The organism is Shewanella sp. SG41-3 (genome assembly GCF_014164545.1).
GTDB classification, from domain to species: Bacteria; Pseudomonadota; Gammaproteobacteria; order Enterobacterales; family Shewanellaceae; genus Shewanella; species Shewanella vesiculosa.
This window is the reverse complement of sequence record NZ_JACJFJ010000007.1, coordinates 1-24,826: the sequence shown is the minus strand read 5'-3', so window position 1 is coordinate 24,826 and position 24,826 is coordinate 1. Positions and strand designations below refer to the sequence as shown.

Genomic DNA, 24,826 nt, shown 5'->3' with positions numbered 1-24,826 from the left:
ACAGTGATAACTTGAGTCGCGCGGTACTATGCTTTCAAACCATGATCACCGTAATTTACATTCCTGCGGGTGTGACTAGATAATTAACCCCTTGGATATTAGTAAAGGCAATTGCCTGCAATAATTATATTTGTCGATCTAGTATGTGGTATGGGTTTATTAAATAGACAAATAATACAAAAATAATCATATTAAAATGATATAGGAACTCAGATGGCTGCCAAAAAATACATTGTCGCATTAGATCAAGGCACGACAAGTTCTCGTGCCCTTGTGTTTGATCATCAAGCAAATATTGTCGCCGTTGCGCATCGTGAATTTACTCAACATTATCCGCAAGCTGGTTGGGTAGAGCATGATCCTATGGAGATATGGTCTTCACAAAGTTCAGTGCTGGTGGAAGTACTGACTCGAGCAGGAATTAGTCGTCATGATGTCGCTGCAATAGGGATTACTAATCAGCGTGAAACCACTATAGTCTGGAATAAGCATACTGGTAAGCCGGTATGTAATGCGATTGTATGGCAATGTCGCCGCAGCCAGGCAATATGTCAGCATCATAAGGCCTTAGGGGCTGAAGATATGGTGCGCCAAAAAACTGGACTAGTACTAGATCCATACTTTTCGGCGTCAAAAATTGAGTGGATTTTAGATAATGTTGCAGGGGCCCGTGAACAAGCTGAAGCCGGTGATCTATTGTTTGGCACGGTTGATACTTGGCTGGTGTGGAAACTCACTCAAGGTGAAGTTCATGTGACCGAACCAACCAATGCATCTAGAACCATGTTATTTAATATTCACACTAAACAGTGGGACCAAGAGTTACTCAATCTGTTTAATCTCCCTCGTTCGATGTTACCTGAAGTGAAACCCTCATGCGCCATTTATGGCTATACTGAACTTGCAGGCAACTCAGTTCCTGTCGCTGGGATGGCTGGCGATCAGCAGTCGGCATTATTTGGCCAATTGTGTATTGAGCCTGGTATGGCAAAAAATACCTATGGTACTGGCTGCTTTTTGTTAATGAATACCGGTGACAAAGTCGTTGAGTCAACTCATGGTTTATTAACGACCATTGCGATTGGGGCTGACACAAAAGTGAATTATGCCCTAGAGGGTTCGGTATTTATGGGGGGCGCTATTATTCAATGGCTCCGTGATGAGTTAGGTCTTATTGCCGATGCGTGTGATACCCAATATTTTGCCGACAAAGTGGATGACACGAATGGCGTCTACTTGGTGCCAGCATTTGTGGGTTTAGGTGCCCCTTATTGGGATGCTGATGCCCGAGGTGCCATCATAGGCTTAACCCGCGGCGCTAATCGAAACCATATTATTCGTGCCGCATTAGAAGCCATTGCATATCAGTCTCGTGACGTGCTGGATGCCATGAGTAAAGATTCTAATGTGCCGTTAACACAAATTCGAGTCGATGGTGGTGCGGTGGCAAATGACTTTTTAATGCAATTTCAAGCTGATATTACAGGTGCAACGGTTATTCGTCCTCGGATCACTGAAACGACTGCCATGGGGGCCGCATTTCTAGCGGGTTTAGCTGTTGGGGTATGGCAGTCGACAGATGAGTTGCAGATTATGTTGTCTACTGAGCGCGAGTTTACGTCAACTATGGACGAAGCTACTCGAGCAAAGTTGTACAAGGGGTGGAAGCAAGCTGTGTCGCAAGTCAGCCCAAACGGTAACTTTGCTTAACGAAGTAAACATTACACTTCAATATCAATATGCTGGCTGGTGGTTTCTCCACGGGTGGAGAATCGCTTATCCGTTTTCATTGGTCTAATTCGGCTAGCGCCATTTTTTTTCTCATTAACGGTTCTCGGTTTAGAACGCCTTTCTTGACGAGGGGCCTCTTGGCGTTGAATCGGGACTTTATGAGCAATATTAGGTGGCAATTGTGACTGTGGCGCCTCGTGGCTGTCGGCGCTGATAGCACTGGTATGTTTGACGTTTTCAACAATCCGTTTACGCTCACTTACCGCCTGTACTGGCCTAGCTAACATGGCATAAATGCTATCGATACTCATGATGCTCTCCCATATTGGTTAAATGAATGTGATTGTTAACCACCTTAACTGTTTATCGGCACAAATTGATTAAAATGTAATCTTTTAGATAGAAGTTCATTTAGGAAGCGCTTTTATAAGGTAGATCATTGGCGTTATCGCTACCCACTGCCGAAAGTAGATATGATGAGCCATGTTAATCTTCAATTGCTTTAAATTTGTTCAATAATCACCCCCACGCTAGCAGAATAATACCAACATCGCGACACTTTCCTACTTCAACTCAGCCAGTTATTAAGCGCGAGCTGGATGAAGTCTTTGCGTATTCACCTTGTCGTTCACTTGCATTCATGAGCGCTTTTTACCATTTATCCATTGAGCTAATTCAACCTTGTACCTTTGAGGCATTAAGAAAAATTAACTGTGATTACGAGATGAATTGATAAAATGCTTGCCCTTAACATAGGGTCTTTAATGTCCAACATTGTGATATTTAACCGTGGATGTTAACCATAATTTGATGATGATTAATTGCTTAAGTATTGCGACCCTGCTTATTTAAGCAAAATGTCTATTAAGGTTAATCATGAGTTTGTGTGCTTTACAAACTGCTATCGAGAGCAATGGGTAAACATAAAGGTAAGATTAAGTGGTTTTTTAGCCGTATAAAGTAGACCCAGTCGACTATTTGTTAATTTTTAATGAACTTAAAACCGAGTAGCTGAGCAGTATTACGATATAAAGATGGAGTATTCGAACCATAAAGTAAGTTTAATAAAAAAGATCTCCAGTCTATTTTAGCCGATAAAGTGACCGTTATGTCTCTGGTTTAACTCATTTACCCTGATTTTTAGCTGTTTTCTTCAGACGGCTCTGTCATTCATCCCGCTTGATATTAATTTGCTGCTAACCCGCTTGGGGTATGGATTTAATATATCTGTCCATTGCTTGACAACACTTGCATAGAGTCCCTAAACTTAGCATTTGTGGGAAGAAGTGGATCATTGTGGATCAAATGATAACAATAAGGGCTAAATAACGTGTTTCGTGGCGCCAGTGCAATCAACATGGATGCAAAAGGACGGATCGCTATTCCAGCGAGATACCGTGATGCGTTACGTGTGGAGCATGCCGGCACTGTGATTATGACCGTTGATATTGATGCCGCTTGTTTGTTGATTTATCCGTTACACGAATGGGAGCAGATTGAAGCAAAGTTAAGACTGCTTTCTGACACTGATCCACTTGAGCGATCCTTTAAACGAAAATTACTAGGTCATGCACAAGATTGTGAAATAGACAGCCACGGACGTATTGTGATTCCGCCGGCATTGCGAAGTTTCGCCAGCTTAGAAAAGAAAACCATGCTGGTGGGCTTACTGAATAAATTTGAATTATGGGAAGAGTCAGCTTGGCAACAACAAATGGATGATGGCAATACGCTCATTCAAAGCCAAGATTTAGCCAGCAATGAACGCTTGGCACACTTTTCACTGTAGTTATCTAAAAGGTTAGAAGAACCCAATGAGCCAAGAGTTTGCCCATTTATCTGTATTACTCAATGAGACCGTAGACGGACTCAACATCCAAAGTGATGGCATCTACATTGATGGCACCTTTGGCCGTGGTGGGCATTCGCGTCATGTGTTAAGTCATTTGGGTGAAAACGGTCGCCTAATTGCGATTGACAGAGATCCGCAAGCGATTGAGGCAGCTAAACAGTTTGCTGATGATCCACGCTTTCAAATTGTTCACGGTGGCTTTGGTCAATTAGCTGAATATGTCGAAGAACTTGGTCTGACGGGCAAAATCAATGGTGTATTGCTTGATCTTGGCGTGTCGTCGCCACAATTAGATGATGCAGAACGCGGCTTTAGTTTTTTACGCGATGGCCCGCTCGATATGCGTATGGACAATAGCCAAGGTCAAACTGCAGCCCAGTGGATAGCACGTGCAGAAATTGAAGACATGGCATGGGTATTTAAAACTTATGGTGAAGAAAAAAATTCGCGCCATATTGCACGATGCATTGCAGCCGATCGTGAAAAAACGCCTTTTTTACGCACGAAAGACTTAGCTGATTTGATCGCGCGGATCACCAAAAATAAAGAGCGGAATAAGCATCCTGCCACGCGAGTGTTTCAAGCTATCCGCATTTATATCAATAGTGAATTAGAGCAAATAGATCAAGCGCTTGAAGGTGCTTTAGCAGTGCTAGCTCCCCAAGGTCGCTTATCAGTGATCAGTTTTCATTCTTTAGAAGATCGTATGGTTAAGCGTTTTATACGCCGCCATAGCCAAGGTGAAAGCGTGCCACATGGATTACCTATCATGGAGGCCGAGCTTAATAAATCGCGTAAATTAAAGGCGGTGAGTAAAGCACTAAAGCCTTCTGATGCAGAATTAGAGTTAAATCCACGCGCGCGCAGCTCAGTGTTACGAGTTGCAGAGCGTCTGGATTACTAACTATCGAGGGTAATGTGAGCCAATCACCATTAAATTTACCTCGAATTGTATTACTCGATATGTGGCAGCACAAATGGGTGTTGCTTCTTATTTTATTAATTGTAATCAATGGTGTAGCCGTAGTTTATACCAGTCATGTAACACGTAAATTGATCACTCAGTGGGATCAATTGTTGCAAGAGCAAGATCGCTTAGATATTGAATGGCGAAACTTATTATTAGAAGAACAATCGCAATCAGAGCACAGTCGTGTGACTCGAATTGCAACCAAAGAACTAAACATGTCTCGGCCGCTTCCTAAGGAGGAAGTTATCATTCGAGTCCAGTGAGCATAGGGAATATGGCTAGACAAGCGAAGCAGAAATTAGGTCACGAACTCATCCCATGGCGTTTATACGTTGTGGTGGGATTCGTATTGCTATTATTTTGCAGTTTAGTTGCCCGTGCAGCCTACATTCAAATTATTGAGCCAGATAAACTCCGTCACGAAAGTGATATGCGCACCTTACGCACAACCAGTAACCAAGTTCAGCGAGGTTTAATCACTGATCGCAATGGCGATATGCTCGCAGTCAGTGTGCCTGTGCAAGCGGTGTGGGCCGATCCTAAACACGCTCATGACCAAGATGCATTTAAAGATATGCGCCGTTGGCAAGCTCTTGCCGATGTACTGCAAGAGCCAGTCGATGAGCTGGTGGATAAAGTTAAAAATCACCCAAATAAGCGCTTTGTATATTTAAAACGTCAGGTAACCTCCGCCGTTGCAGACTACATTGAGCAGTTGAAAATAGGTGGCATTTACCTTAAAGCAGAATCTCGCCGTTATTATCCTTCAGGTGAAATTGCCGCTCAGTTAATCGGTATTACCAATATCGACGATGTCGGCATTGAAGGCATTGAAAATACTTATAATACCTGGTTAACAGGCACACCCTCTAAGCAAAAAGTCCGTAAATCTCGCGATGGCAGCGTGGTTGAGCGTTTAGATATGGTCCAAGAGGGCGAAAGCTCTAACGATTTAGTGCTCAGTATTGATCAGCGTATTCAGCAATTAGCCTACCGTGAATTAAAGCGTGCAACAGAAGTATACCAAGCGACATCTGGGTCTGTGGTGGTGATAGACGTCAATACGGGTGAAGTGTTGGCGATGGTCAATACTCCCTCATATAACCCTAATGCCCGTGATAATTTGCAGCCACACCGCATGCGTAATCGTGCCTTAACTGACACATTTGAGCCAGGGTCAACAATTAAACCTTTTGTTGTCGCTGCCGCGCTTGAAGCTGGCACAGTGAAAGTCAATGAATTGATATCGACATCGCCTGGTTGGATGCGCATTGGCGGGCGTCAAGTGCGTGACTCGAGTAATTATGGTGACATGACCTTAGCCAAAATTCTGGTGAAGTCGAGTAACGTAGGAATTAGTAAACTGTCCTTGTCTATGCCCATTGAACAATTATTAGGCACCTACCAATCTATGGGGGTCGGCAATTATTCAGGGATCAATTTAACCGGTGAAAGTGCTGGGTTAATTCATAATCGTCATCGTTGGTCTGACTTTGAGCGTGCCACTCTGTCTTTTGGTTATGGTTTTACTGCCACTCCGTTACAAATTGCCCGTATGTACGCCACCTTAGGCAGTGGTGGAATATTGTATCCTGTGTCTATTTTAAAACTGAAACAGGCGCCCGAAGGTAAGCAGGTTATTTCACGTAAAGTCGCCTATGACGTTATGGAAATGCTCGTTGGGGTTACTGAAACGGGAGGCACGGGAACTAAAGCTCATATTGATGGCTACCCTGTAGCAGGTAAGTCCGGTACTAGCCGTAAAGCGGTAGCGGGTGGTTATGGCGATGATTATGTTGCTTTATTTGCCGGTGTGGCTCCAGTTCATAACCCTCGTTTAGCGATTTCTGTGGTCATTAATGAACCAAAAGGTGACAAGTATTACGGTGGCGACGTAGCGGGTCCCGCCTTTGCTAAAATTATGTCTGGTGCTTTACAAATGCTTAATGTTGAACCTATTTCAGAGCAGGAAGCCGTTCATTTGGCTACTGCGCGAGGAGCGCAGACCAATGTTATTAAATGATTTATTAGCGCCATGGTTCCATTACTCTGGTCGCGAATCGATTAGTGGTTTAATCCTAAATAGCCGTGAAGTGCAAGCTGGCAGTTTATTTGTGGCCCTGCCTGGCTATAAAGTTGATGGTCGATCATTCATTTCTCAAGCGGTTCAAGCAGGCGCTACAGCAATACTTATCCATACTGATAATCCAGATGAACATGGCTTAGTCGATCGCCTTCAGTATAACGTGCCATTAGTGTATTTTTTCCAATTAGGTCGGCAGTTATCGGCCGTTGCCGCGCAGTTTTATTTGTCCAACCGTCAGTCGTTGTCATTAATTGGTATCACAGGAACTAATGGCAAAACTTCGGTCAGCCAAATTATCGCGCAAATAGTTGCCTTACTTGGTCATCAAGCCGCTGTTATGGGCACATTAGGCAATGGTTTGTGGGGACAACTTGTTGATAGCGGTAATACCACTGCCGATGCGATCACCATTATGCGTCAGCTTGGTGAATTTATAGCTCAAGGCACCGAAGTGTGTGCCATGGAAGTCTCAAGCCATGGCTTAGTCCAAGGGCGTGTCGAAGCGGCGCCGTTTGAGATTGCTGTGTTTACTAACCTAAGCCGTGATCACCTAGATTATCACGGTGATATGGACTCCTACGCTGCGGCTAAAAAACGCCTATTTCAATTTCCTAGTGTCCAACACGGGGTGATTAATATTGATGATGCTGTTGGCGCAAAATGGCTGACTGAACTGGCAAATGATAAGCATAAATCTTTCAGTATTAAGGGTAATACTTCAGCCGACTTTTACTGTGACGCTATTGAATATCATGATGCTGGTGTTACTGCAACGCTACATTTTGTCGAGATCGATAGCGGCCAACGAGTAAGTACGCCGCTTAGTTCACCGTTATTAGGTGCCTTTAATTTATCAAATCTTTTGGCCGCGATCTCTGCTTTGTACCTTCAAGGAATGGCAATGGCATCGATATTGGCCGTCATTCCAAAACTGGTGCCTGTGGCTGGTCGTATGGAGCGTTTTGCTTCAATGAATAAGGCTACTTTAGTGGTCGATTACGCTCATACTCCAGATGCCATTGAACAAGCATTAAAAGCGTTAAGATTGCACTGCAAAGGCACATTATGGTGTGTATTTGGTTGTGGCGGCGATCGTGATAAAGGTAAACGGCCTTTAATGGCACAAGCCGCAGAACAGTATGCAGATAAAGTCATGATCACTAGCGATAATGCCCGCAGTGAAGATCCGCAAACCATTATCGATGATATTTTGCAGGGCATTAGTCAACCGCAAAATGTGCTTAGCCAGGTTGACCGTATTGAAGCGATTACTCGTGTAGTGTCATTGGCACAAGCTGACGATATTGTACTGCTTGCTGGAAAAGGCCATGAAACCTATCAAGAAGTGGCTGGTGAGCGAATTGACTACGATGAACGTGCGTTAGCATTAACCTTGTCTCAGGAGGCATCATGATTAGCGTCACTTTGTCGGAATTGGCTCAGCATCTTAATGGCATGTTAACAGGCCAAGATAGGTTGATTAACAATGTCAGTACTGACAGTCGTAATATTAGCGCGCAATGCTTATTTGTTGCTTTAAAAGGCGATCGTTTTGATGGCCATGATTTTGTCGCAACAGCCATAAACAATGGTGCAGAAGCGCTTTTGGTTGATCATTTATTAGTGGATCATCCTTTTGGTGCCGATATCCCGCAAATTGTGGTCGCCGATACCCAAAAGGCGCTGGGTCAGATAGGCATGTTTGTTCGTCAAGCTGTGGCACCTATTTGCGTGGCATTGACCGGATCAAACGGTAAAACCAGTGTTAAAGAAATGCTAGCCACTATTTTAGCTCAGCACCATAAAGTGTTATTTACTGCAGGTAATTTTAATAACGAAATTGGCGTGCCATTAACCTTGATGCGTTTAAGTGAAGGCGACGAATACGGGGTATTTGAGCTTGGTGCAAATCATAGTGGTGAGATTGATTACACCTCATCATTAGTCCATCCACGAGTCGCACTGGTGAATAATGTCGGCAGTGCTCACCTTGAAGGATTTGGTTCTCTTGAAGGCGTTGCACAGGCAAAATCGGAGATATTTAATCATCTTTCACAAGATGGCACAGCGATTATTAATGCTGACGATAAGTTTGCCGATTTTATGCTGCAACGCTCCAAAGACCATAAACAATTACGTTTTTCATGTGACATGAATGTTGATGCAGACGTTACTGCGACAAATATAGTGGCCGATGCCAATGGTTGTTATCAATTTACATTGACGTTTAACGGCCAGCATGTGCAGGTACATTTGCCATTGGCTGGAATGCATCAAGTGAGCAATGCTCTTGCCGCGGCATCAATGTCGATTGCGTTGGGATTATCGCTTACTAACATTGCCCAAGGCTTTGATTTACTCATACCCGTAAAAGGGCGTATGCAGCCACATGAACTTGGCCGAGTGTTATTAATTGATGATAGTTATAACGCTAATCCAACATCCGTGAGTGCAGCAATTGATTGGTTGCAACAACGTGATGGATATCGTTGTTTAGTGCTGGGAGATTTAGGCGAATTAGGCGACAATGCCGCCCCTTTGCACGCTAGCATTGGAACGCAGGCTAAAAATGCAACAATCGAGGCGCTGTTTTGTTGTGGTCAGTTGTCGGCCAATACCAGTGAAGCATTCGGTAGTGAGCATTTTCCAGCTCAAGAAGCGTTGATCGTGGCATTAAAAAAACAATTAGCAAGCACCACAGGTCACATCACAGTTTTAGTTAAGGGTTCCCGCAGCGCCGCCATGGAGCGAGTTGTGGACAGTTTATTAGATGCCTATGGGCGTGGGGAGTTAGTGTAGATGCTGGTTTATCTAGCCGAGTATTTAACCCAGTTTTATTCTGGGTTTAACGTTTTTTCATATGTAACGTTTCGGGCTATTTTAGGCTTGTTAACCGCATTGGTATTTAGTTTGTGGTGGGGGCCGATACTAATTAAGCGCCTGCAAATGCTGCAAATTGGCCAAGTGGTTCGAAGTGATGGCCCTGAGTCACACTTTAGCAAACGTGGCACGCCGACCATGGGCGGCATAATGATCCTTGCGGGTATTTTTATCAGCGTGCTGTTATGGGGTGATTTATCTAACCGTTACGTGTTAGTTACCTTATTCGTATTAGCCACTTTTGGTGCGATTGGCTTTATTGATGATTACCGTAAAGTGGTAAAAAAAGATACTAAAGGCCTGATTGCTCGTTGGAAATATGCTCTGCAGTCTATCGCTGCGTTAGTGGTGGCAGTGTTTTTATATAGCTCCTCGACCATGGGTGGGGAAACCCAATTAGTGGTACCGTTTTTTAAAGATATTATGCCTCAGTTAGGCATGATGTTTATTGTTTTAGCGTACTTCACCATTGTCGGTGCGAGTAATGCGGTGAATTTAACAGATGGCTTAGATGGCCTGGCGATTATGCCAACCGTAATGGTCGCCGCAGCTTTTGCATTAATCGCTTACTTATCTGGTCATGCTCAGTTTGCCAGTTATTTGCATATCCCTCATTTACCTTTAGCGGGTGAGTTAGTGATTGTGTGTACCGCAATGGTAGGCGCAGGTTTAGGTTTTTTATGGTTTAACACTTATCCAGCGCAAGTGTTTATGGGCGATGTGGGTTCATTAGCTCTGGGCGCAGCTTTAGGTGTGATTGCCATTTTAGTTCGCCAAGAAATTTTGCTGGTGATTATGGGCGGCGTTTTTGTTATGGAAACCGTATCGGTGATCCTGCAGGTGGGCTCATATAAATTACGCGGCCAACGCATTTTTCGTATGGCGCCGATCCATCATCATTATGAGTTAAAAGGGTGGCCAGAGCCGCGGGTGATTGTGCGTTTTTGGATTATCTCGTTGTTTTTAGTGTTACTAGGTCTTGCGACGTTAAAATTACGCTAAGCAATTAATAAAGGTCAGTATTATGCAAACTCAATACACGCACATTGTTTTAGGCTTGGGGGCTACAGGGCTCTCGGTCGTGCGTTTTTTAGCGACTAAAGGCATCAAACCTTTAGTGATGGACAGTCGTCGTCATCCGCCCGGTGCAGATACCTTGGCGCAAGAGTTTGCCGATATTGAGTTATTAGCTGGTGGGTTTGATTGTCGTTATTTAGTTCAGGCTAGCCAAATTATCATTAGCCCAGGTGTGCCTGTTGATACGCCTGAAGTGCGTGCGGCATTAGACATGGGCATTGAAGTAATTGGTGATATTGAGTTATTTGCCCGAGAGATAGCGGATAGAAAACCGTGTGTTGTTGGTATCACTGGGTCAAATGGTAAATCTACAGTAACGACCTTAGTATATGACATGCTGCTAACGGCCGGTAAGTCGGTGGCTATTGGCGGCAATATTGGTACGCCAGCGCTGGATTTATTGCCTCAAAATGCTGATTTTTTTGTACTTGAACTGTCGAGTTTTCAACTTGAAACCACTGCTTCGTTACATTGTATTGCGGCTACATGCCTTAATATTAGCGAAGATCATATGGATCGCTATAGCGACCTAAACTCCTACCGCGAAGCAAAGTTACGTTTATATCCACAAAGCCGTTTTGTCATGTATAACCGCGATGATGAATTAACTTATCCAATTGAACCAATGAATCAAAATAATTTTGGTTTAGGCGTGCCTGAAGGTGATGCGTGGGGATTAAGTGATGGCAAGATTTTTCATGGTGATAGCGAAATTATGAATCTAAATGAAGTGACCTTAATTGGCAGCCATAATCACGCTAACTTATTAGCCGCAATGGCATTAGCGGATGCTTGCGGGGTTGGTAAAGAGTCCATGATTGAAGTGGCTAAAACCTTTGCTGGTTTAAGCCATCGTTGTGAGCTTGTCGGTGTGAAACAAGGTGTGACGTACATCAATGACTCCAAAGCGACTAATGTTGGCGCAACAGTTGCCGCACTGGAAGGGCTTAACTCGCATTTAGGCGATTTATACTTGATCGCTGGCGGCGATGGTAAAGGCAGCGATTTTCGTCCCCTTGCAGAACCGCTTTCCAATATTACTCAATTGATTACCTTGGGCCGAGATGGGCGCAAAATAGCCAAATTAAAATCAGGAGCTATTGAGGTCACATCGATGGCTGAGGCCGTTGCAAAAGCCGCTGAGTTAGCATCGTCTGGTGATATCGTATTATTGTCTCCGGCGTGTGCCAGTCTAGATATGTATAAGAACTTTATGGCTCGCGGTGATGATTTTAGACAATGTGTGGAGTCATTAGCCGATGGCGAATAACGAGCAGCAACTGAGCTTGTTTAAACGAGGCCTTAATTGGACTTTACCCTCGTTATTATCAGGTGAACAAACACCTGATATGCCATTGTATGACCGTAGTTTTCTCGTCGCGATAGTCGGTTTGATGTGTTTTGGCTTTGTCATGGTGATGTCCGCGTCAATGCCTGAAGCAACTAAGCTGACAGGCGATCCATTTTATTTTATGTACCGCCATGTGCTCTATCTTGTTGGCTGTGTGGTGATTGCATTTGTGGTGCTTAAGTTCGAAGTCAGCTATTGGGAAAAAAATAGCGGCATGTTGATGCTTGGAGTACTGGTCTTATTGATCGCTGTGCTGTTTATTGGCACATCGGTAAATGGTGCGCGTCGATGGTTGTCTATTGGTCCCATTAGGATCCAAGTCGCCGAAATGGCCAAGTTTGTATTTATTGTTTACATGGCGGGTTACTTAGTTCGTCGTCATGGTGAATTGCGTGAAAACCGTAAAGGCTTTTACAAACCGATTGGCGTTTACGGTTTGTTCGCTGTGTTGATCCTATTACAGCCCGATTTGGGTACTGTGGTCGTGTTGTTCGTGTGTACTGTAAGCCTACTTTTTTTGGCTGGTGCTCGCATTACTGACTTTATGGTGTTGGTGTTACTAGGCGTAGCGACATTCGTATTGCTGGTGTTATTTGAGCCTTATCGTATGCGACGAGTGACTTCGTTTATGGATCCATGGGAAGATCCTTTCGGCAGTGGTTATCAGTTAACGCAATCGTTGATGGCTTACGGTCGGGGTGATTGGTTTGGTCAGGGGCTAGGTAACAGTATTCAGAAGCTTGCTTATTTACCAGAAGCGCATACTGACTTTATCTTTGCGGTGATCGGTGAAGAACTCGGGTTTATCGGTATTATTATGGTGTTATGCGCACTGTTTTTCATTGCTATTCGTGCGATTAGATTGGGTAATTTATGTTTAAAAATGCAACGTCCTTTTGAAAGTTATGTCGCCTATGGTGTAGGCATTTGGGTGTGTTTTCAGACAGTCGTTAATGTGGGAGCCAGTATTGGTATGTTACCAACCAAGGGGCTTACGCTGCCGTTTATTAGTTACGGTGGCAGTAGTTTGTGGATTATGACCGCTGCAGTGATGTTGCTCATTAGGATAGATCATGAACGTCGAGTTAGTTTGGTACAAGCTGTAAAAGGAAGAACAAGTTAATGAACAGTAATATTGGCCGTTCTCCTAAGATATTGATTATGGCTGGCGGTACGGGTGGGCATGTTTTCCCGGCACTAGCAGTAGCAAAGTACTTAGCTGACAAAGGTTGGCAAGTACGTTGGTTAGGTACAGCCGATCGTATGGAGGCTCGTCTCGTGCCACAGCATGGATTTGATATTGAATTTATCGATATTAAAGGTGTGCGGGGTAATGGGCTCATACGTAAGTTAGCGGCTCCGTTTAAAATTATACGTTCGATTATTCAAGCTAAAGCTGTGATTGATGACTTTCAGCCCGACGTCATTCTAGGGATGGGCGGGTTTGCCAGTGGCCCTGGTGGCGTGGCGGGTAAATTAGCTGGTATTCCGCTGGTGTTGCATGAGCAAAATGCCATTCCAGGATTAACTAACAAATTGCTGTCTAAGATTGCCAAAAAGGTTTTGTGTGCATTTCCTAATACCTTTGCCAGTGATGTGGCCAATGTTGAGGTGGTAGGCAATCCCATTCGCCAAGAGCTGATAGAGTTAGGCGAACACATTAAAACTCCACAAGCAGATGCGTTAAGGGTGCTAGTGGTGGGTGGCAGTTTAGGCGCAAAAGTATTGAATGACGTTATGCCAGCGGTGGTGGCTCATTTATGCAAATATCATTCACTGACAATTTGGCACCAAGTGGGCAAAAACAACCAAGTAAGTGTCAAGGCTAACTACCAACAGCTTGGGCAGTCCGACAGTGTCAATGTTGCTGAATTTATTGATGATATGGAAGCCGCTTATCGTTGGGCTGATGTCGTAGTCTGTCGATCAGGTGCTCTTACTGTATCAGAACTGGCTGCTGTGGGCTTACCGAGTATTTTAGTGCCATATCCACATGCAGTGGATGATCACCAAACCGTAAATGCATCGGTACTTGTTGATGCTGGCGCAGGATTTTTATTACCACAAACCATTTTAAATGCAGATAATCTTGCGGAAAAGTTGCAGTTATTTGCTGAGAATAGACAAGAACTAGCCCAGATGGGGCTTAAAGCAAGAGGTGTAGCAGTATTAGATGCCACTGAACGAGTAGCAGATATTTGTGCCTCATTTGCGAGAAAGGGTTGAAATGACAAAGACAGAAAAATACGCACAGCTTCGTAGCATGATCCCTGAGATGAGACGGATCAAACGCATTCATTTTGTTGGCATTGGTGGTGCTGGCATGGGTGGGATTGCGGAAGTGCTAGTGAATGAAGGCTATCAAGTGAGCGGTTCGGATATTGCCATCAATAGTGTGACTGAACGTTTAGTCAGTTTGGGTGCGAAAATCATTATTGGCCATCAGGCCCAAAGTGTTGAGCAGGTTGATGTCGTCGTGGTTTCAACAGCGATTAACCAGCAAAATCCTGAGATTATCGCAGCCAAAGAATTACGTATTCCGATAGTACGTCGTGCAGAGATGCTAGCCGAGTTAATGCGCTATCGCCATGGTGTTGCCATTGCCGGTACTCACGGTAAAACCACCACTACCAGCTTAATTGCAAGTGTATATGGTCAAGCTGAACGCGACCCAACATTTGTCATCGGTGGTTTACTCAATAGTGCAGGTACCAATGCACGCTTAGGCACTAGTCGATACCTTATTGCTGAAGCAGACGAAAGTGATGCAAGCTTTTTACATTTGCAACCAATGGTGAGTGTGGTCACCAATATTGAAGCCGATCACATGGATACCTATGGTGGTGATTTTGAAAAGTTGAAAACCACCTTTATTGATTTTTTACATAACCTGCCGTTTTACGGTGTAGCCGTTATGTGTATTGATGATGAGGTTATTCGCGAAATCATGCCGCGTATTGGCCGACAAGTTGTGACCTATGGTTTTAGTGACGATGCCGATGTACAGGCGATTAATTTTTCTCAAAACGGCCATCAGTCAAGCTTTACGGTGAAACGTCACAATAAAGAGAATCTCGATATTGTGCTTAATTTACCAGGCGAGCATAACGTACTAAATGCATTAGCTGCGATTGCTGTTGCCAGTGAAGACGACATTGATGATAGCGCTATTGTGCAAGCGCTTGCACAATTTGAAGGTATTGGTCGACGTTTTCAGCATTTAGGTGAATTTGAAACACCTAATGGCAATGTGATGCTAGTAGATGATTACGGTCATCATCCAAGTGAAGTATTAGCAACGATTAAAGCGGCTAGGGCTGGTTGGCCAGATAAGCGCCTAGTTATGGCATATCAGCCGCATCGATACAGCCGTACCCGTGATTTATATGAAGATTTTGTCGATGTGTTGTCGCAAGTAGATTGTTTATTATTATTAGATGTTTATGCAGCTGGTGAAGCGCCTATTCCCGGTGCGGACGGACGTGCTTTATGTCGCTCTATTCGCTTACGTGGCCAGATAGACCCTATTTTTATTGCCAGTCCAGATCAGCTAGCCGCGGTATTGCCTGATGTATTGCAACATGGTGATTTATTCATGACCCAGGGTGCAGGTAATATTGGTAGTTTATCGAAAGAATTAGCTCAGAATAATCTGGGTTGTAAAGTACTTGCTGAAGAGTAATAAAGCGATTGATTTTTCACCAATTATTGCGTGTAAAAATCGAGCTTTAAACCTTCTGAATTGGTCTATATAATGACCGATCTTTTGGGATTAACTCCGGAACAATATCAGAGGCGGATTTAAGGTGTCGTGGAGCGATAAAGGGCGGCAACTAAAACATAAACTGGCTCGTGTTAATTGGTATTTTTGCACTGGCGTACTGTTTTTATGCAGTGTACTTGGCACCGTAGTATGGGGTGGGGTGAAATTGCATGATCTGCTCAATGATGCAGATGCATTACCAATTGAAGCGGTTGCCATTAAAGGCGAGCGAATTTATACCACCGATGACGAGATAAAGAACGCCTTGCAATCATTAATGCAAAGTAGTTTTTTTAGTGCCGATGTTGCGGATGTTCAAAAAGCATTAGAAGCTTTGCCGTGGGTTTATCATGCATCTGTTAGGCGTGAATGGCCGGCAAAGTTTAAGATCACTTTACAAGAGCAGCAAGTTGTAGCGCATTGGAATGAAGTGTCTTGGCTCAATACTAATGGTGAGGTTTTTGATGCGTTAGCGCATGCAGAACATGATACGTTACCTAAGTTATATGGCCCTGAAGGGGCTGAAATGGAAGTCTTGACCAGCTATAAGCAGTTAGATGAGTTATTGACGATAAACCAGTTTAAGTTGGCCAGTTTACGCCTAAGTCCACGTCATGCTTGGCATGCAGTATTGGCTAATGGCATTCAAATTGAACTTGGTCGAGAAGATAAAATGGCAAGGATACAACGCTTTATAAATGTGTATCCTACTTTGAAGCAGAGTGATAAACCCGTTGCAACCGTTGATTTACGTTACGATACCGGGTTCGCCGTAGGTTGGGATGATTCAGAAAAAGAGAGTCGACAATAAATGACCAAAAATCAGGAAAGAAACCTCATCGTGGGGTTAGATATAGGGACATCCAAAGTCGCAGTGATCATTGGCGAAGTATTACCTGATGGTGAAATTAGTGTCATTGGTTTAGGTAATCATCCTTCTCGCGGTATGGACAAAGGCGGCGTAAATGACCTCGACTCTATCGTACGCAGCGTGCAGCGAGCGTTAGATCAAGCAGAGCTTATGGCAGATTGTCAGGTTGCCTCTGTGTATTTAAGCATTTCGGGTAAGCACATTGCTTGTCAAAATGAAAATGGCATGGTGTCGATTAACGATGAAGAAGTGACTCAGGAAGATGTTGACAACGTTATTCATACCGCGCGCTCGGTTAAGATCCCGACAGAACGTCGTATTTTACACGTATTGCCACAAGAATATTCTATCGATGTTCAAGACGGGATTAAGAGCCCAATTGGCATGTCGGGCATGCGTATGGAAGCGAAAGCGCATATCGTGACCTGTGCCAATGATATGGCCAAAAATATTACTAAGAGTGTTGAACGCTGTGGGCTAAAAGTTGACGATTTAGTGTTTTCTGGTATCGCCTCAGCAGATTCAGTGCTCACAAATGATGAGAAAGATTTAGGTGTGTGTATTGTTGATATTGGTGGTGGAACAACTGATATTGCTGTATATACCAACGGCGCATTACGGCATTGTGCGGTGATCCCAGTAGCGGGTAACCAAGTTACCAGTGACATTGCCAAGATATTCAGAACGCCCTTAACGCATGCAGAACAAATTAAGGTGCAATTTGCCAGTGCCAGAAGTTCAACCGTCAGTCGTGAAGATAGTATTGAAGTACCATCAGTAGGTGGTCGACCTTCACGCAGCATGTCACGTCATACGCTGGCAGAAGTGGTAGAACCAAGATACCAAGAATTGTTTGAGCTTGTGCTTAAGCAGTTACAAGATAGCGGATTAGAAGATCAAATTGCTGCAGGGATTGTACTTACCGGAGGAACGTCATCGATATCGGGTGCCGTTGAAATTGCAGAAGCAACCTTTGGTATGCCAGTTCGTGTTGCCTCTCCGCTACCAGTTAAAGGATTATACGAATATGTGGATCAACCAATCTATTCTACCGGAATAGGGTTGCTTCATTATGGCGCAAGGCGAGTTATCGAACGACAGTTCGAGCGACCTGAGCGACAAGGGGTTACCAGCTTTTTGAATCGGGTCAAAAGTTGGTTTAAAGGTGAATTTTAATAACGCAGACAAACGGAGATCAGACAATGTTTGAGATCATGGATACACATTCAGACGAAGCGGTGATTAAAGTCATCGGCGTCGGTGGCGGCGGCGGAAATGCTGTCGAACATATGGTAAAACACAGCATCGAAGGTGTTGAATTTATCGTCACAAATACAGATGCACAAGCACTACGTAAATCAAGTGCGGGTTCAACTATCCAGCTAGGACGCGATGTTACTAAAGGCCTTGGTGCTGGCGCAAATCCTGATGTCGGTCGTCAAGCTGCAGAGGAAGATCGCGAGAACATTCGTGCAGCAATAAAAGGGTCTGACATGATCTTTATCGCTGCAGGCATGGGCGGTGGTACCGGTACCGGTGCTGCACCAGTCGTGGCTGAAATTGCGCGTGAAGAAGGTATTCTAACGGTTGCTGTTGTGACTAAGCCTTTTCCTTTTGAAGGGAAAAAGCGTATGGCATATGCAGAACTTGGTATTGCTGAATTAGCTAAACATGTGGATTCGTTAATTACGATCCCAAATGAAAAGTTATTAAAAGTATTGGGTCGTGGTACATCACTACTTGATGCCTTTGCTGCAGCTAACAACGTATTACTGGGTGCCGTTCAAGGTATTGCAGAGCTTATTACTCGCCCAGGTCTTATCAACGTCGATTTCGCCGATGTGAAAACAGTGATGTCTGAAATGGGTAATGCCATGATGGGTACTGGTGTTGCTCGTGGTGATGATCGTGCAGAAGAAGCTGCAGAAGCTGCCGTTGCCAGTCCATTACTAGAAGATATCGATTTAGCCGGTGCTCGTGGCGTGCTAGTTAACATTACTGCTGGTATGGATATCACTATTGAAGAGCTTGAAACAGTGGGTAACCATGTTAAAGCTTACGCATCTGATAACGCTACAGTTGTTGTTGGTGCTGTGATTGATCCTGAAATGAGTGATGAATTACGTGTAACTGTTGTTGCTACTGGTATTGGCGCTGAGAAAAAGCCAGACATTCAGCTAGTGTCTAAGCCTGTTGCTCGTCCAGAACCTGTTGCGATAGAACCTCGTCCAGAACCCGTTGATGAAGTTGTATCACAACAAAGCTATGCTGCGCCAAAAGGTAATGCTGTACCACAGCCTCAACCAGCGCAACGTACTGATGCTGATTATCTTGATATTCCAGCATTCTTACGTAAGCAAGCGGATTAATAGACGGATAAAACGCAATGTTTAGCGTGACTAATGAGCGCGATGTGCTGATAAAGGTTATTTTGTAAACAGGTTTACAATTTGCAACGTATTTGGCGTTTTTTTTGTGAAAAACTAAATTTATGGTAGCATGTTGTACCAGTTATGCATGATAGCCTGAGGCTATTATTGCAACTATTTGTTTAATATTGATATTTATGGGCTACTGAATGATTTTTCAAAGAACTGTTCAAAAGATGGTGAAGAGCACTGGTGTCGGATTACATTCTGGCAACAAGGTGACTCTGTGCATTAAGCCCGCACCAGTGAATTCAGGGATTGTACTCAAGCGTACCGATCTTAGCCCTGCTGTGTCTATTCCAGCCAAGGCAGATATGGTTCGTGAAACCACAATGTGTACTGCCCTTGTAAATGATGCTGGTATTCGAATATCAACTATTGAGCATTTGTTTGCAGCACTTGCTGGCTTAGGCATCGATAATGCTATTATCGAAGTCGATGCACCAGAAATCCCGATTATGGATGGCAGTGCAAGCCCTTTTGTGTTCTTGCTGCAAAGCGCAGGTATTAAAGAACAAGCTGCAGCGAAAAAATATATAAAAATTACTAAGCCTATACGTGTTGAAGATGGTGATAAATGGGCCGAGTTAAAACCTTTTAAAGGCTTTAGAGTTGATTTTAAAATTGACTTTGCTCACCCTGAAATTGCCCGCAGTCAACAACACATGGTGATGGATTTTTCGACATCAGCGTTTGTGAAAGACATTAGTCGTGCCAGAACATTTGGTTTTATGCGGGATATTGAATACCTACGTGCAAATAATCTTGCATTAGGTGGCAGCATGGAAAATGCCGTTGTACTTGACGAATATCGTGTATTAAACCCTGATGGTCTGCGTTATGAAGACGAATTCGTTAAGCATAAAATTCTCGATGCATTTGGTGACTTATATGTTGCTGGTCATGCAATTGTCGGTGAATTTTCGGCTTACAAAACGGGGCATGCGTTAAACAACCAACTCGTGCGTGCATTACTTGCTCAGCAAGAAGCATGGGAGTTAGTCAGCTTTGACAAAGAGGCTGATGTGCCTGTCAGCTTCATGGTTCCAGGTGCGTTGGCGCACGTTTAACCCGTTAAGATTGCCTATTACGGCTGGCTAATGCAGCCAGCCGTTTTAGTTTTTCACCTAGAGAACCATCGACATGTTCTGCTAATGCTTCAATATGCTGTGCTGCAGTGGTGCTGATCACATTTTGATTAGTTTGAGATTGTGGTTTTGCTAAGGCAAGCCCAGGATTGACTTTGACCTCAATAGCAGTAAGCATCGGAAGTGTGTCAGTTTGAAGCTGTTTTAATAGCTTCTGCTTTTGAAAGTTTATTCTAGCAGCCCATGCTGCGGATGTCGTTTCAATAACAAGAACACCCTGGCGGAGATTAGCGACTTTTAGCTGCTCAGCCACAGGGCCATTTAATGTCTGTTTTACATAACGATTCAGATTATTAAGTAGTTCTGCTTTCTCGGCCAGTTCAGGCAGTCTCCCAGACAAATGGACTAAATTGCTGAGATCTTGAGGGGGCTTTTTCATATGATAATAAGATGGCTGAATTAGGCTATGAGTGTAACAGTTTTTATCCAAGGTCGAAATGGTGTAACGCGCTGGCAACCAAGTAAGCGTTGGTTACTCCTACCTATTATTCTAATGGCCACCGGCACAGGAATATATCAATACAGCACTGAGCGTTTTGCTAACCAACAAGCGAAAGTTGATGAAAATAAGCAACTACGCCAACAGCAAAAGCAACAAGTGGTAGAACTCAAAACTGCAACTGAAACCCAGCTAGCATCTTTAGTCACTCACGTGGCAAAATTGCAGGCCAAAATCACCCGACTTGAAGCCCTTGGGCAGCAAGTAGCGCAAAATAACCTCCTTGATGACCAATTTGATTTCTCTACAGAAGTCGGTATCGGCGGATTGAGCGAAATCGGTAATGGTGTCGAATTAAGTCAGCTTATCGATGAAATGAATAAGCTGGCATCTAGAATTGATAATAATAACGTTCAGCTATCCCTACTTGAAACAGTAGCATCTAATCTCCATATAGATGAAGAGCGTTATATATCAGGGCGGCCAATCGATAAAGGTTGGTTATCTTCGCCCTATGGTTTACGAAATGACCCTTTTAGTGGCCGACGAACAATGCATAAAGGCATTGATTTTGCCGGCAAAGAAGGGGCGGATGTTACGGCTACTGCTGCAGGCGTTGTAACATGGTCAGGAAGAATGCTTGGATATGGTGAGTTAGTCGAAATAGATCATGGTAATGGTCTTCGCACTCGCTATGGACATAATAAATCTCTGTCAGTAAACGTAGGTGACGTGGTTGCCAAAGGCGATAAAATTGCCAGTATGGGAAGCACAGGCCGTTCAACCGGCCCCCATGTGCATTACGAAGTGCTGCGTGGTAAACAACAAATAGATCCACAGAAATACGTTTACCGCAAAGCAAGTTAATAATATTAACGGTTAATGCGCTCAAATGAGCCAAACCTACAACAGATAAGTGATTAAGATGTTAGGCAAACTACTGACAAAAGTATTCGGAAGTCGCAACGACCGCACCCTGAAAAGTCTTGGAAAAATTGTTGTTCAAATTAATGCATTAGAAGCAGATTACGAAAAGCTTTCTGATGAAGAACTGAAGGCGAAAACGGCAGAGTTCCGTGCACGTTTAGAAAATGGCGAAACGTTAGATGACATCATGGCAGAAGCATTTGCTGTTGTTCGTGAAGCATCAAAGCGTGTGTTTGATATGCGCCATTTTGACGTGCAGTTACTTGGCGGCATGGTACTCGACAGTAATCGCATTGCTGAAATGCGAACCGGTGAAGGTAAAACACTTACGGCAACTTTGCCTGCTTACCTTAACGGCATAACGGGTAAAGGTGTTCACGTTATTACCGTGAACGATTACTTGGCAACCCGTGATGCTGAGAATAACCGTCCACTGTTTGAGTTTTTAGGATTAAGCGTCGGTATAAACATCGCGGGTTTAGGTTCATTCGAAAAGAAAGAAGCTTACAACGCAGATATTACCTACGGTACCAATAATGAATTCGGTTTCGACTATCTTCGCGACAACATGGCATTTTCGCCACAAGAGCGTGTTCAGCGACCATTGCACTATGCCCTTATTGATGAAGTCGATTCAATTTTAATTGATGAAGCGCGTACACCACTGATTATTTCCGGTGCTGCAGAAGACAGCTCTGAACTTTACGCTAAAATTAATTTATTGATCCCAAGTCTCATTGCTCAAGATAAAGAAGACACCGAAGATTATGTTGGCGAAGGTGACTACAGTATTGATGAAAAAGGCAAACAGGTTCATTTAACTGAACGTGGTCAAGAGAAAGTTGAACTGCTTTTAATTGAAAAAGGTATGTTAGCCGAAGGCGACTCGCTTTACTCTGCGACGAATATTTCGCTATTGCATCATGTTCATGCAGCACTTCGCGCACATACCTTGTTTGAAAAAGATGTCGATTATATTGTTCAAGATGATGAAGTCATCATTGTCGACGAACATACAGGCCGTACTATGCCTGGACGTCGCTGGTCTGAAGGCTTACATCAAGCAGTGGAAGCTAAAGAAGGTGCTAAAATCCAGAATGAAAACCAAACTCTGGCTTCTATCACTTTCCAAAACTATTTCAGACAGTATGAAAAACTTGCCGGTATGACCGGTACCGCTGACACTGAAGCATTTGAATTTCAGCATATCTATGGCTTAGACACGGTTGTTGTTCCGACAAACCGTCCAATGGTTCGTAACGATATGGCCGATTTGGTCTATCTTACTGCGCCAGAGAAATATGCCGCGATTATTAAAGATATCGAAAGTTGTCGTGAACGCGGTCAGCCAGTATTGGTGGGTACGGTATCTATTGAGCAATCAGAACTGCTTAATACGTTATTGAAAAAAGCCAAAATCCCTCATAGCGTGCTCAATGCTAAATTCCATGAAAAAGAAGCTGAGATCGTTGCTCAAGCGGGTAGTTTAGGTGCAGTAACAATTGCAACTAACATGGCTGGTCGTGGTACAGATATCGTATTAGGCGGTAACTGGAACATGGAAATTGAAGCACTAGATAATCCTACCGCAGAACAGAAAGCCAAGATTAAAGCCGATTGGAAGATTCGTCATGATGAAGTGGTTGCTGCAGGTGGTTTACACATCCTAGGTACCGAACGTCACGAATCTCGTCGTATCGATAATCAGTTACGTGGTCGTGCGGGTCGTCAAGGTGATGCGGGTTCTTCACGTTTCTATTTGTCGATGGAAGATAGCTTGATGCGTATATTCGCATCTGACCGTGTATCAGGCATGATGAAGAAGCTTGGCATGGAAGAAGGTGAAGCCATCGAACATCCATGGGTATCACGTGCTATTGAAAATGCGCAGCGTAAAGTAGAAGCGCGTAACTTTGATATTCGTAAGCAGCTACTTGAATATGATGATGTGGCTAATGATCAACGCCAAGTTGTCTATGCACAACGTAATGAGTTAATGGATGCTGAGAGTATCCAAGACACAATTCAGAATATTGAACAAGATGTGATCAGCGGAATTGTCGATCAATATATTCCACCGCAATCACTTGAAGAACTGTGGGATGTACCAGGACTTGAACAACGCCTTGGTAACGAGTTTGGTCTAAAGCTAACGATTCAAAAATGGTTAGATGAAGATGACAATCTGCATGAAGAGACGCTACGCGAACGGATCTTATCTTCATGGAGTGATTTATATAAAGCTAAAGAAGAAATGGTCGGTGCACAAGTATTACGTCAATTTGAAAAAGCGGTAATGCTACAAACGCTAGATGGCCTTTGGAAAGAACACTTAGCGGCTATGGATCATTTGCGCCAAGGTATTCATTTACGTGGCTATGCACAAAAAAATCCAAAGCAAGAATATAAGCGTGAATCGTTTGAGTTATTTCAACAACTGCTTGAAACACTAAAAAATGACGTGATAAGTGTATTGTCTAAAGTACAAGTCCAAGCACAATCAGATGTTGATCAAATGGAGCAACGTCGCCGTGATGAAGAAGCAAAAATTAAACTGGCTTATCAACACGCATCAGCAGAAGCATTAAGTGATACTGCAGAGCAGCAAGTCGAGGCTCCTAGAACAGTGATCCGTGAAGGCGAGAAAATAGGCCGTAACGATCCATGCCCATGTGGTTCAGGACAAAAGTACAAACAATGTCACGGTAAACTCAGTTAACTCTCGGTTCACTATTGATGTTAGATAAAAAAGGTAGCGATTATTCGCTACCTTTTTTTGTTTCTAGTTTCATAAAATACACTGCAAAATTAGTCTTCTGTGGATAACTTTGGGGGTAAATAGTGGGTATCATGTAGTTAAGTCGTCAAATGGAAAAAAGATCATAAAAAGATCATTTTTTTGCACAAAAGCGCTTGCACTAAATCTTAAGCTGCCTATAATGCGCATCCACTGACACGGCAGACAGCGAAAGCAAAAACCGGTTAGCGTTATGAGCAACCACCTAGTGGTGTTGATAACAGGCAAAAAGAAGTTTGAAAAAACACTTGACGCCATAAAGGGATTGCGTAGAATACGCAGCCCAAGCCAACGACCTAGCGTCTTACGGCGATGTCTGAAAAATTGACATCACGCTCTTTAACAATTTATCAAGTAATCTGTGTGGACATTCACAGGTGTTGAGTTATTCGAAATTGTCTTCTGTTCTTCGGAATGTTGGCAATCAAAAAATTTAAACTCAATGCAACGATGAATGTTCATAGTAATATGTACAAAGACTTGTTTCACTTCGGTGAGATAAGCA

Annotated in this window: 20 protein-coding genes; 18 read left to right on the top strand and 2 right to left on the bottom strand. The window is 43.6% G+C overall.

What is annotated here, in order from left to right; translation table 11 throughout:
* Nucleotides 1-213: 213 nt before the first annotated feature.
* Nucleotides 214-1,710, top strand: coding sequence for a glycerol kinase GlpK (gene glpK, locus H5164_RS14240; protein ID WP_182756762.1), 1,497 nt, complete (start codon nucleotides 214-216; stop codon nucleotides 1,708-1,710).
* Nucleotides 1,711-1,721: 11 nt separating this feature from the next.
* On the opposite strand, the gene H5164_RS14235 is transcribed toward glpK, so the two are convergent.
* A complete protein-coding gene (locus H5164_RS14235) occupies nucleotides 1,722-2,042 on the bottom strand; it encodes a hypothetical protein (RefSeq protein WP_124018368.1) in 321 nt (106 codons plus the stop codon).
* Nucleotides 2,043-3,061: 1,019 nt separating this feature from the next.
* Here H5164_RS14235 and mraZ point away from each other — a divergent pair.
* From mraZ to lpxC, 15 genes are all read left to right on the top strand, one after another.
* Nucleotides 3,062-3,520, top strand: coding sequence for a division/cell wall cluster transcriptional repressor MraZ (gene mraZ, locus H5164_RS14230; RefSeq protein WP_182756760.1), 459 nt, complete (start codon nucleotides 3,062-3,064; stop codon nucleotides 3,518-3,520).
* A 25-nt stretch (nucleotides 3,521-3,545) separates the two neighbouring features.
* Nucleotides 3,546-4,487: a 16S rRNA (cytosine(1402)-N(4))-methyltransferase RsmH gene (rsmH, locus tag H5164_RS14225; RefSeq protein WP_011639222.1), complete on the top strand. Its 942-nt coding sequence runs from the start codon at nucleotides 3,546-3,548 to the stop codon at nucleotides 4,485-4,487.
* 14 nt (nucleotides 4,488-4,501) lie between these two features.
* Nucleotides 4,502-4,816 (top strand): cell division protein FtsL, encoded by a 315-nt coding sequence (gene ftsL / locus H5164_RS14220; RefSeq protein ID WP_124018370.1) that lies wholly within the window; start codon nucleotides 4,502-4,504, stop codon nucleotides 4,814-4,816.
* Nucleotides 4,817-4,827: 11 nt separating this feature from the next.
* Complete coding sequence (locus H5164_RS14215) at nucleotides 4,828-6,576, top strand: penicillin-binding transpeptidase domain-containing protein (RefSeq protein ID WP_124018371.1); 1,749 nt, start codon at nucleotides 4,828-4,830, stop codon at nucleotides 6,574-6,576.
* Nucleotides 6,563-8,053, top strand: coding sequence for a UDP-N-acetylmuramoyl-L-alanyl-D-glutamate--2,6-diaminopimelate ligase (murE, locus tag H5164_RS14210; RefSeq protein WP_182756758.1), 1,491 nt, complete (start codon nucleotides 6,563-6,565; stop codon nucleotides 8,051-8,053). Before H5164_RS14215 ends, murE begins: the two co-directional genes overlap by 14 nt.
* Nucleotides 8,050-9,438, top strand: coding sequence for a UDP-N-acetylmuramoyl-tripeptide--D-alanyl-D-alanine ligase (gene murF, locus H5164_RS14205; protein WP_182756756.1), 1,389 nt, complete (start codon nucleotides 8,050-8,052; stop codon nucleotides 9,436-9,438). The genes murE and murF overlap by 4 nt, the downstream gene beginning before the upstream one ends.
* Nucleotides 9,439-10,521, top strand: coding sequence for a phospho-N-acetylmuramoyl-pentapeptide-transferase (gene mraY / locus H5164_RS14200; protein WP_124018374.1), 1,083 nt, complete (start codon nucleotides 9,439-9,441; stop codon nucleotides 10,519-10,521).
* Nucleotides 10,522-10,543: 22 nt separating this feature from the next.
* A complete protein-coding gene (gene murD / locus H5164_RS14195) occupies nucleotides 10,544-11,866 on the top strand; it encodes a UDP-N-acetylmuramoyl-L-alanine--D-glutamate ligase (RefSeq protein ID WP_124018375.1) in 1,323 nt (440 codons plus the stop codon).
* Nucleotides 11,856-13,070 carry a cell division protein FtsW gene (gene ftsW, locus H5164_RS14190; RefSeq protein ID WP_124018376.1) on the top strand — a complete coding sequence of 405 codons (1,215 nt, stop codon included), beginning with the start codon at nucleotides 11,856-11,858 and terminating at the stop codon, nucleotides 13,068-13,070. Before murD ends, ftsW begins: the two co-directional genes overlap by 11 nt.
* Nucleotides 13,070-14,173 carry an undecaprenyldiphospho-muramoylpentapeptide beta-N-acetylglucosaminyltransferase gene (murG, locus tag H5164_RS14185; protein WP_182756754.1) on the top strand — a complete coding sequence of 368 codons (1,104 nt, stop codon included), beginning with the start codon at nucleotides 13,070-13,072 and terminating at the stop codon, nucleotides 14,171-14,173. The genes ftsW and murG overlap by 1 nt, the downstream gene beginning before the upstream one ends.
* 1 nt (nucleotide 14,174) lies before the next feature.
* On the top strand, nucleotides 14,175-15,629 hold the full coding sequence (murC, locus tag H5164_RS14180; RefSeq protein ID WP_124018378.1) for a UDP-N-acetylmuramate--L-alanine ligase: 1,455 nt from the start codon (nucleotides 14,175-14,177) through the stop codon (nucleotides 15,627-15,629).
* A gap of 124 nt (nucleotides 15,630-15,753) precedes the next feature.
* Complete coding sequence (locus H5164_RS14175) at nucleotides 15,754-16,521, top strand: cell division protein FtsQ/DivIB (protein WP_182756752.1); 768 nt, start codon at nucleotides 15,754-15,756, stop codon at nucleotides 16,519-16,521.
* Nucleotides 16,522-17,757, top strand: coding sequence for a cell division protein FtsA (gene ftsA, locus H5164_RS14170; protein ID WP_124018380.1), 1,236 nt, complete (start codon nucleotides 16,522-16,524; stop codon nucleotides 17,755-17,757). It begins immediately after the preceding gene.
* A gap of 26 nt (nucleotides 17,758-17,783) precedes the next feature.
* Nucleotides 17,784-18,950 (top strand): cell division protein FtsZ, encoded by a 1,167-nt coding sequence (gene ftsZ / locus H5164_RS14165; protein ID WP_124018381.1) that lies wholly within the window; start codon nucleotides 17,784-17,786, stop codon nucleotides 18,948-18,950.
* A 209-nt stretch (nucleotides 18,951-19,159) separates the two neighbouring features.
* Nucleotides 19,160-20,080 (top strand): UDP-3-O-acyl-N-acetylglucosamine deacetylase, encoded by a 921-nt coding sequence (gene lpxC, locus H5164_RS14160; protein WP_124018382.1) that lies wholly within the window; start codon nucleotides 19,160-19,162, stop codon nucleotides 20,078-20,080.
* Nucleotides 20,081-20,084: 4 nt separating this feature from the next.
* On the opposite strand, the gene H5164_RS14155 is transcribed toward lpxC, so the two are convergent.
* Nucleotides 20,085-20,537: a DUF721 domain-containing protein gene (locus tag H5164_RS14155; protein WP_182756750.1), complete on the bottom strand. Its 453-nt coding sequence runs from the start codon at nucleotides 20,535-20,537 to the stop codon at nucleotides 20,085-20,087.
* Nucleotides 20,538-20,564: 27 nt separating this feature from the next.
* Here H5164_RS14155 and H5164_RS14150 point away from each other — a divergent pair, with 27 nt between their 5' ends.
* A complete protein-coding gene (locus H5164_RS14150; RefSeq protein WP_124018384.1) occupies nucleotides 20,565-21,464 on the top strand; it encodes a M23 family metallopeptidase in 900 nt (299 codons plus the stop codon).
* 58 nt (nucleotides 21,465-21,522) lie between these two features.
* Nucleotides 21,523-24,243 (top strand): preprotein translocase subunit SecA, encoded by a 2,721-nt coding sequence (gene secA, locus H5164_RS14145; RefSeq protein ID WP_182756747.1) that lies wholly within the window; start codon nucleotides 21,523-21,525, stop codon nucleotides 24,241-24,243.
* Nucleotides 24,244-24,826: the final 583 nt, after the last annotated feature.

Excerpts from the sequence above, each read along its gene's own strand:
- glpK (WP_182756762.1), top strand. The coding sequence starts at position 214 with ATGGCTGCCAAAAAATACATTGTCGCATTAGATCAAGGCACGACAAGT.
- H5164_RS14235 (WP_124018368.1), bottom strand. The coding sequence starts at position 2,042 with ATGAGTATCGATAGCATTTATGCCATGTTAGCTAGGCCAGTACAGGCG.
- rsmH (WP_011639222.1), top strand. The coding sequence starts at position 3,546 with ATGAGCCAAGAGTTTGCCCATTTATCTGTATTACTCAATGAGACCGTA.
- H5164_RS14215 (WP_124018371.1), top strand. The coding sequence starts at position 4,828 with ATGGCTAGACAAGCGAAGCAGAAATTAGGTCACGAACTCATCCCATGG.
- murE (WP_182756758.1), top strand. The coding sequence starts at position 6,563 with ATGTTATTAAATGATTTATTAGCGCCATGGTTCCATTACTCTGGTCGC.
- murF (WP_182756756.1), top strand. The coding sequence starts at position 8,050 with ATGATTAGCGTCACTTTGTCGGAATTGGCTCAGCATCTTAATGGCATG.
- mraY (WP_124018374.1), top strand. The coding sequence starts at position 9,439 with ATGCTGGTTTATCTAGCCGAGTATTTAACCCAGTTTTATTCTGGGTTT.
- murD (WP_124018375.1), top strand. The coding sequence starts at position 10,544 with ATGCAAACTCAATACACGCACATTGTTTTAGGCTTGGGGGCTACAGGG.
- ftsW (WP_124018376.1), top strand. The coding sequence starts at position 11,856 with ATGGCGAATAACGAGCAGCAACTGAGCTTGTTTAAACGAGGCCTTAAT.
- murG (WP_182756754.1), top strand. The coding sequence starts at position 13,070 with ATGAACAGTAATATTGGCCGTTCTCCTAAGATATTGATTATGGCTGGC.
- murC (WP_124018378.1), top strand. The coding sequence starts at position 14,175 with ATGACAAAGACAGAAAAATACGCACAGCTTCGTAGCATGATCCCTGAG.
- ftsA (WP_124018380.1), top strand. The coding sequence starts at position 16,522 with ATGACCAAAAATCAGGAAAGAAACCTCATCGTGGGGTTAGATATAGGG.
- ftsZ (WP_124018381.1), top strand. The coding sequence starts at position 17,784 with ATGTTTGAGATCATGGATACACATTCAGACGAAGCGGTGATTAAAGTC.
- lpxC (WP_124018382.1), top strand. The coding sequence starts at position 19,160 with ATGATTTTTCAAAGAACTGTTCAAAAGATGGTGAAGAGCACTGGTGTC.
- H5164_RS14155 (WP_182756750.1), bottom strand. The coding sequence starts at position 20,537 with ATGAAAAAGCCCCCTCAAGATCTCAGCAATTTAGTCCATTTGTCTGGG.
- H5164_RS14150 (WP_124018384.1), top strand. The coding sequence starts at position 20,565 with ATGAGTGTAACAGTTTTTATCCAAGGTCGAAATGGTGTAACGCGCTGG.
- secA (WP_182756747.1), top strand. The coding sequence starts at position 21,523 with ATGTTAGGCAAACTACTGACAAAAGTATTCGGAAGTCGCAACGACCGC.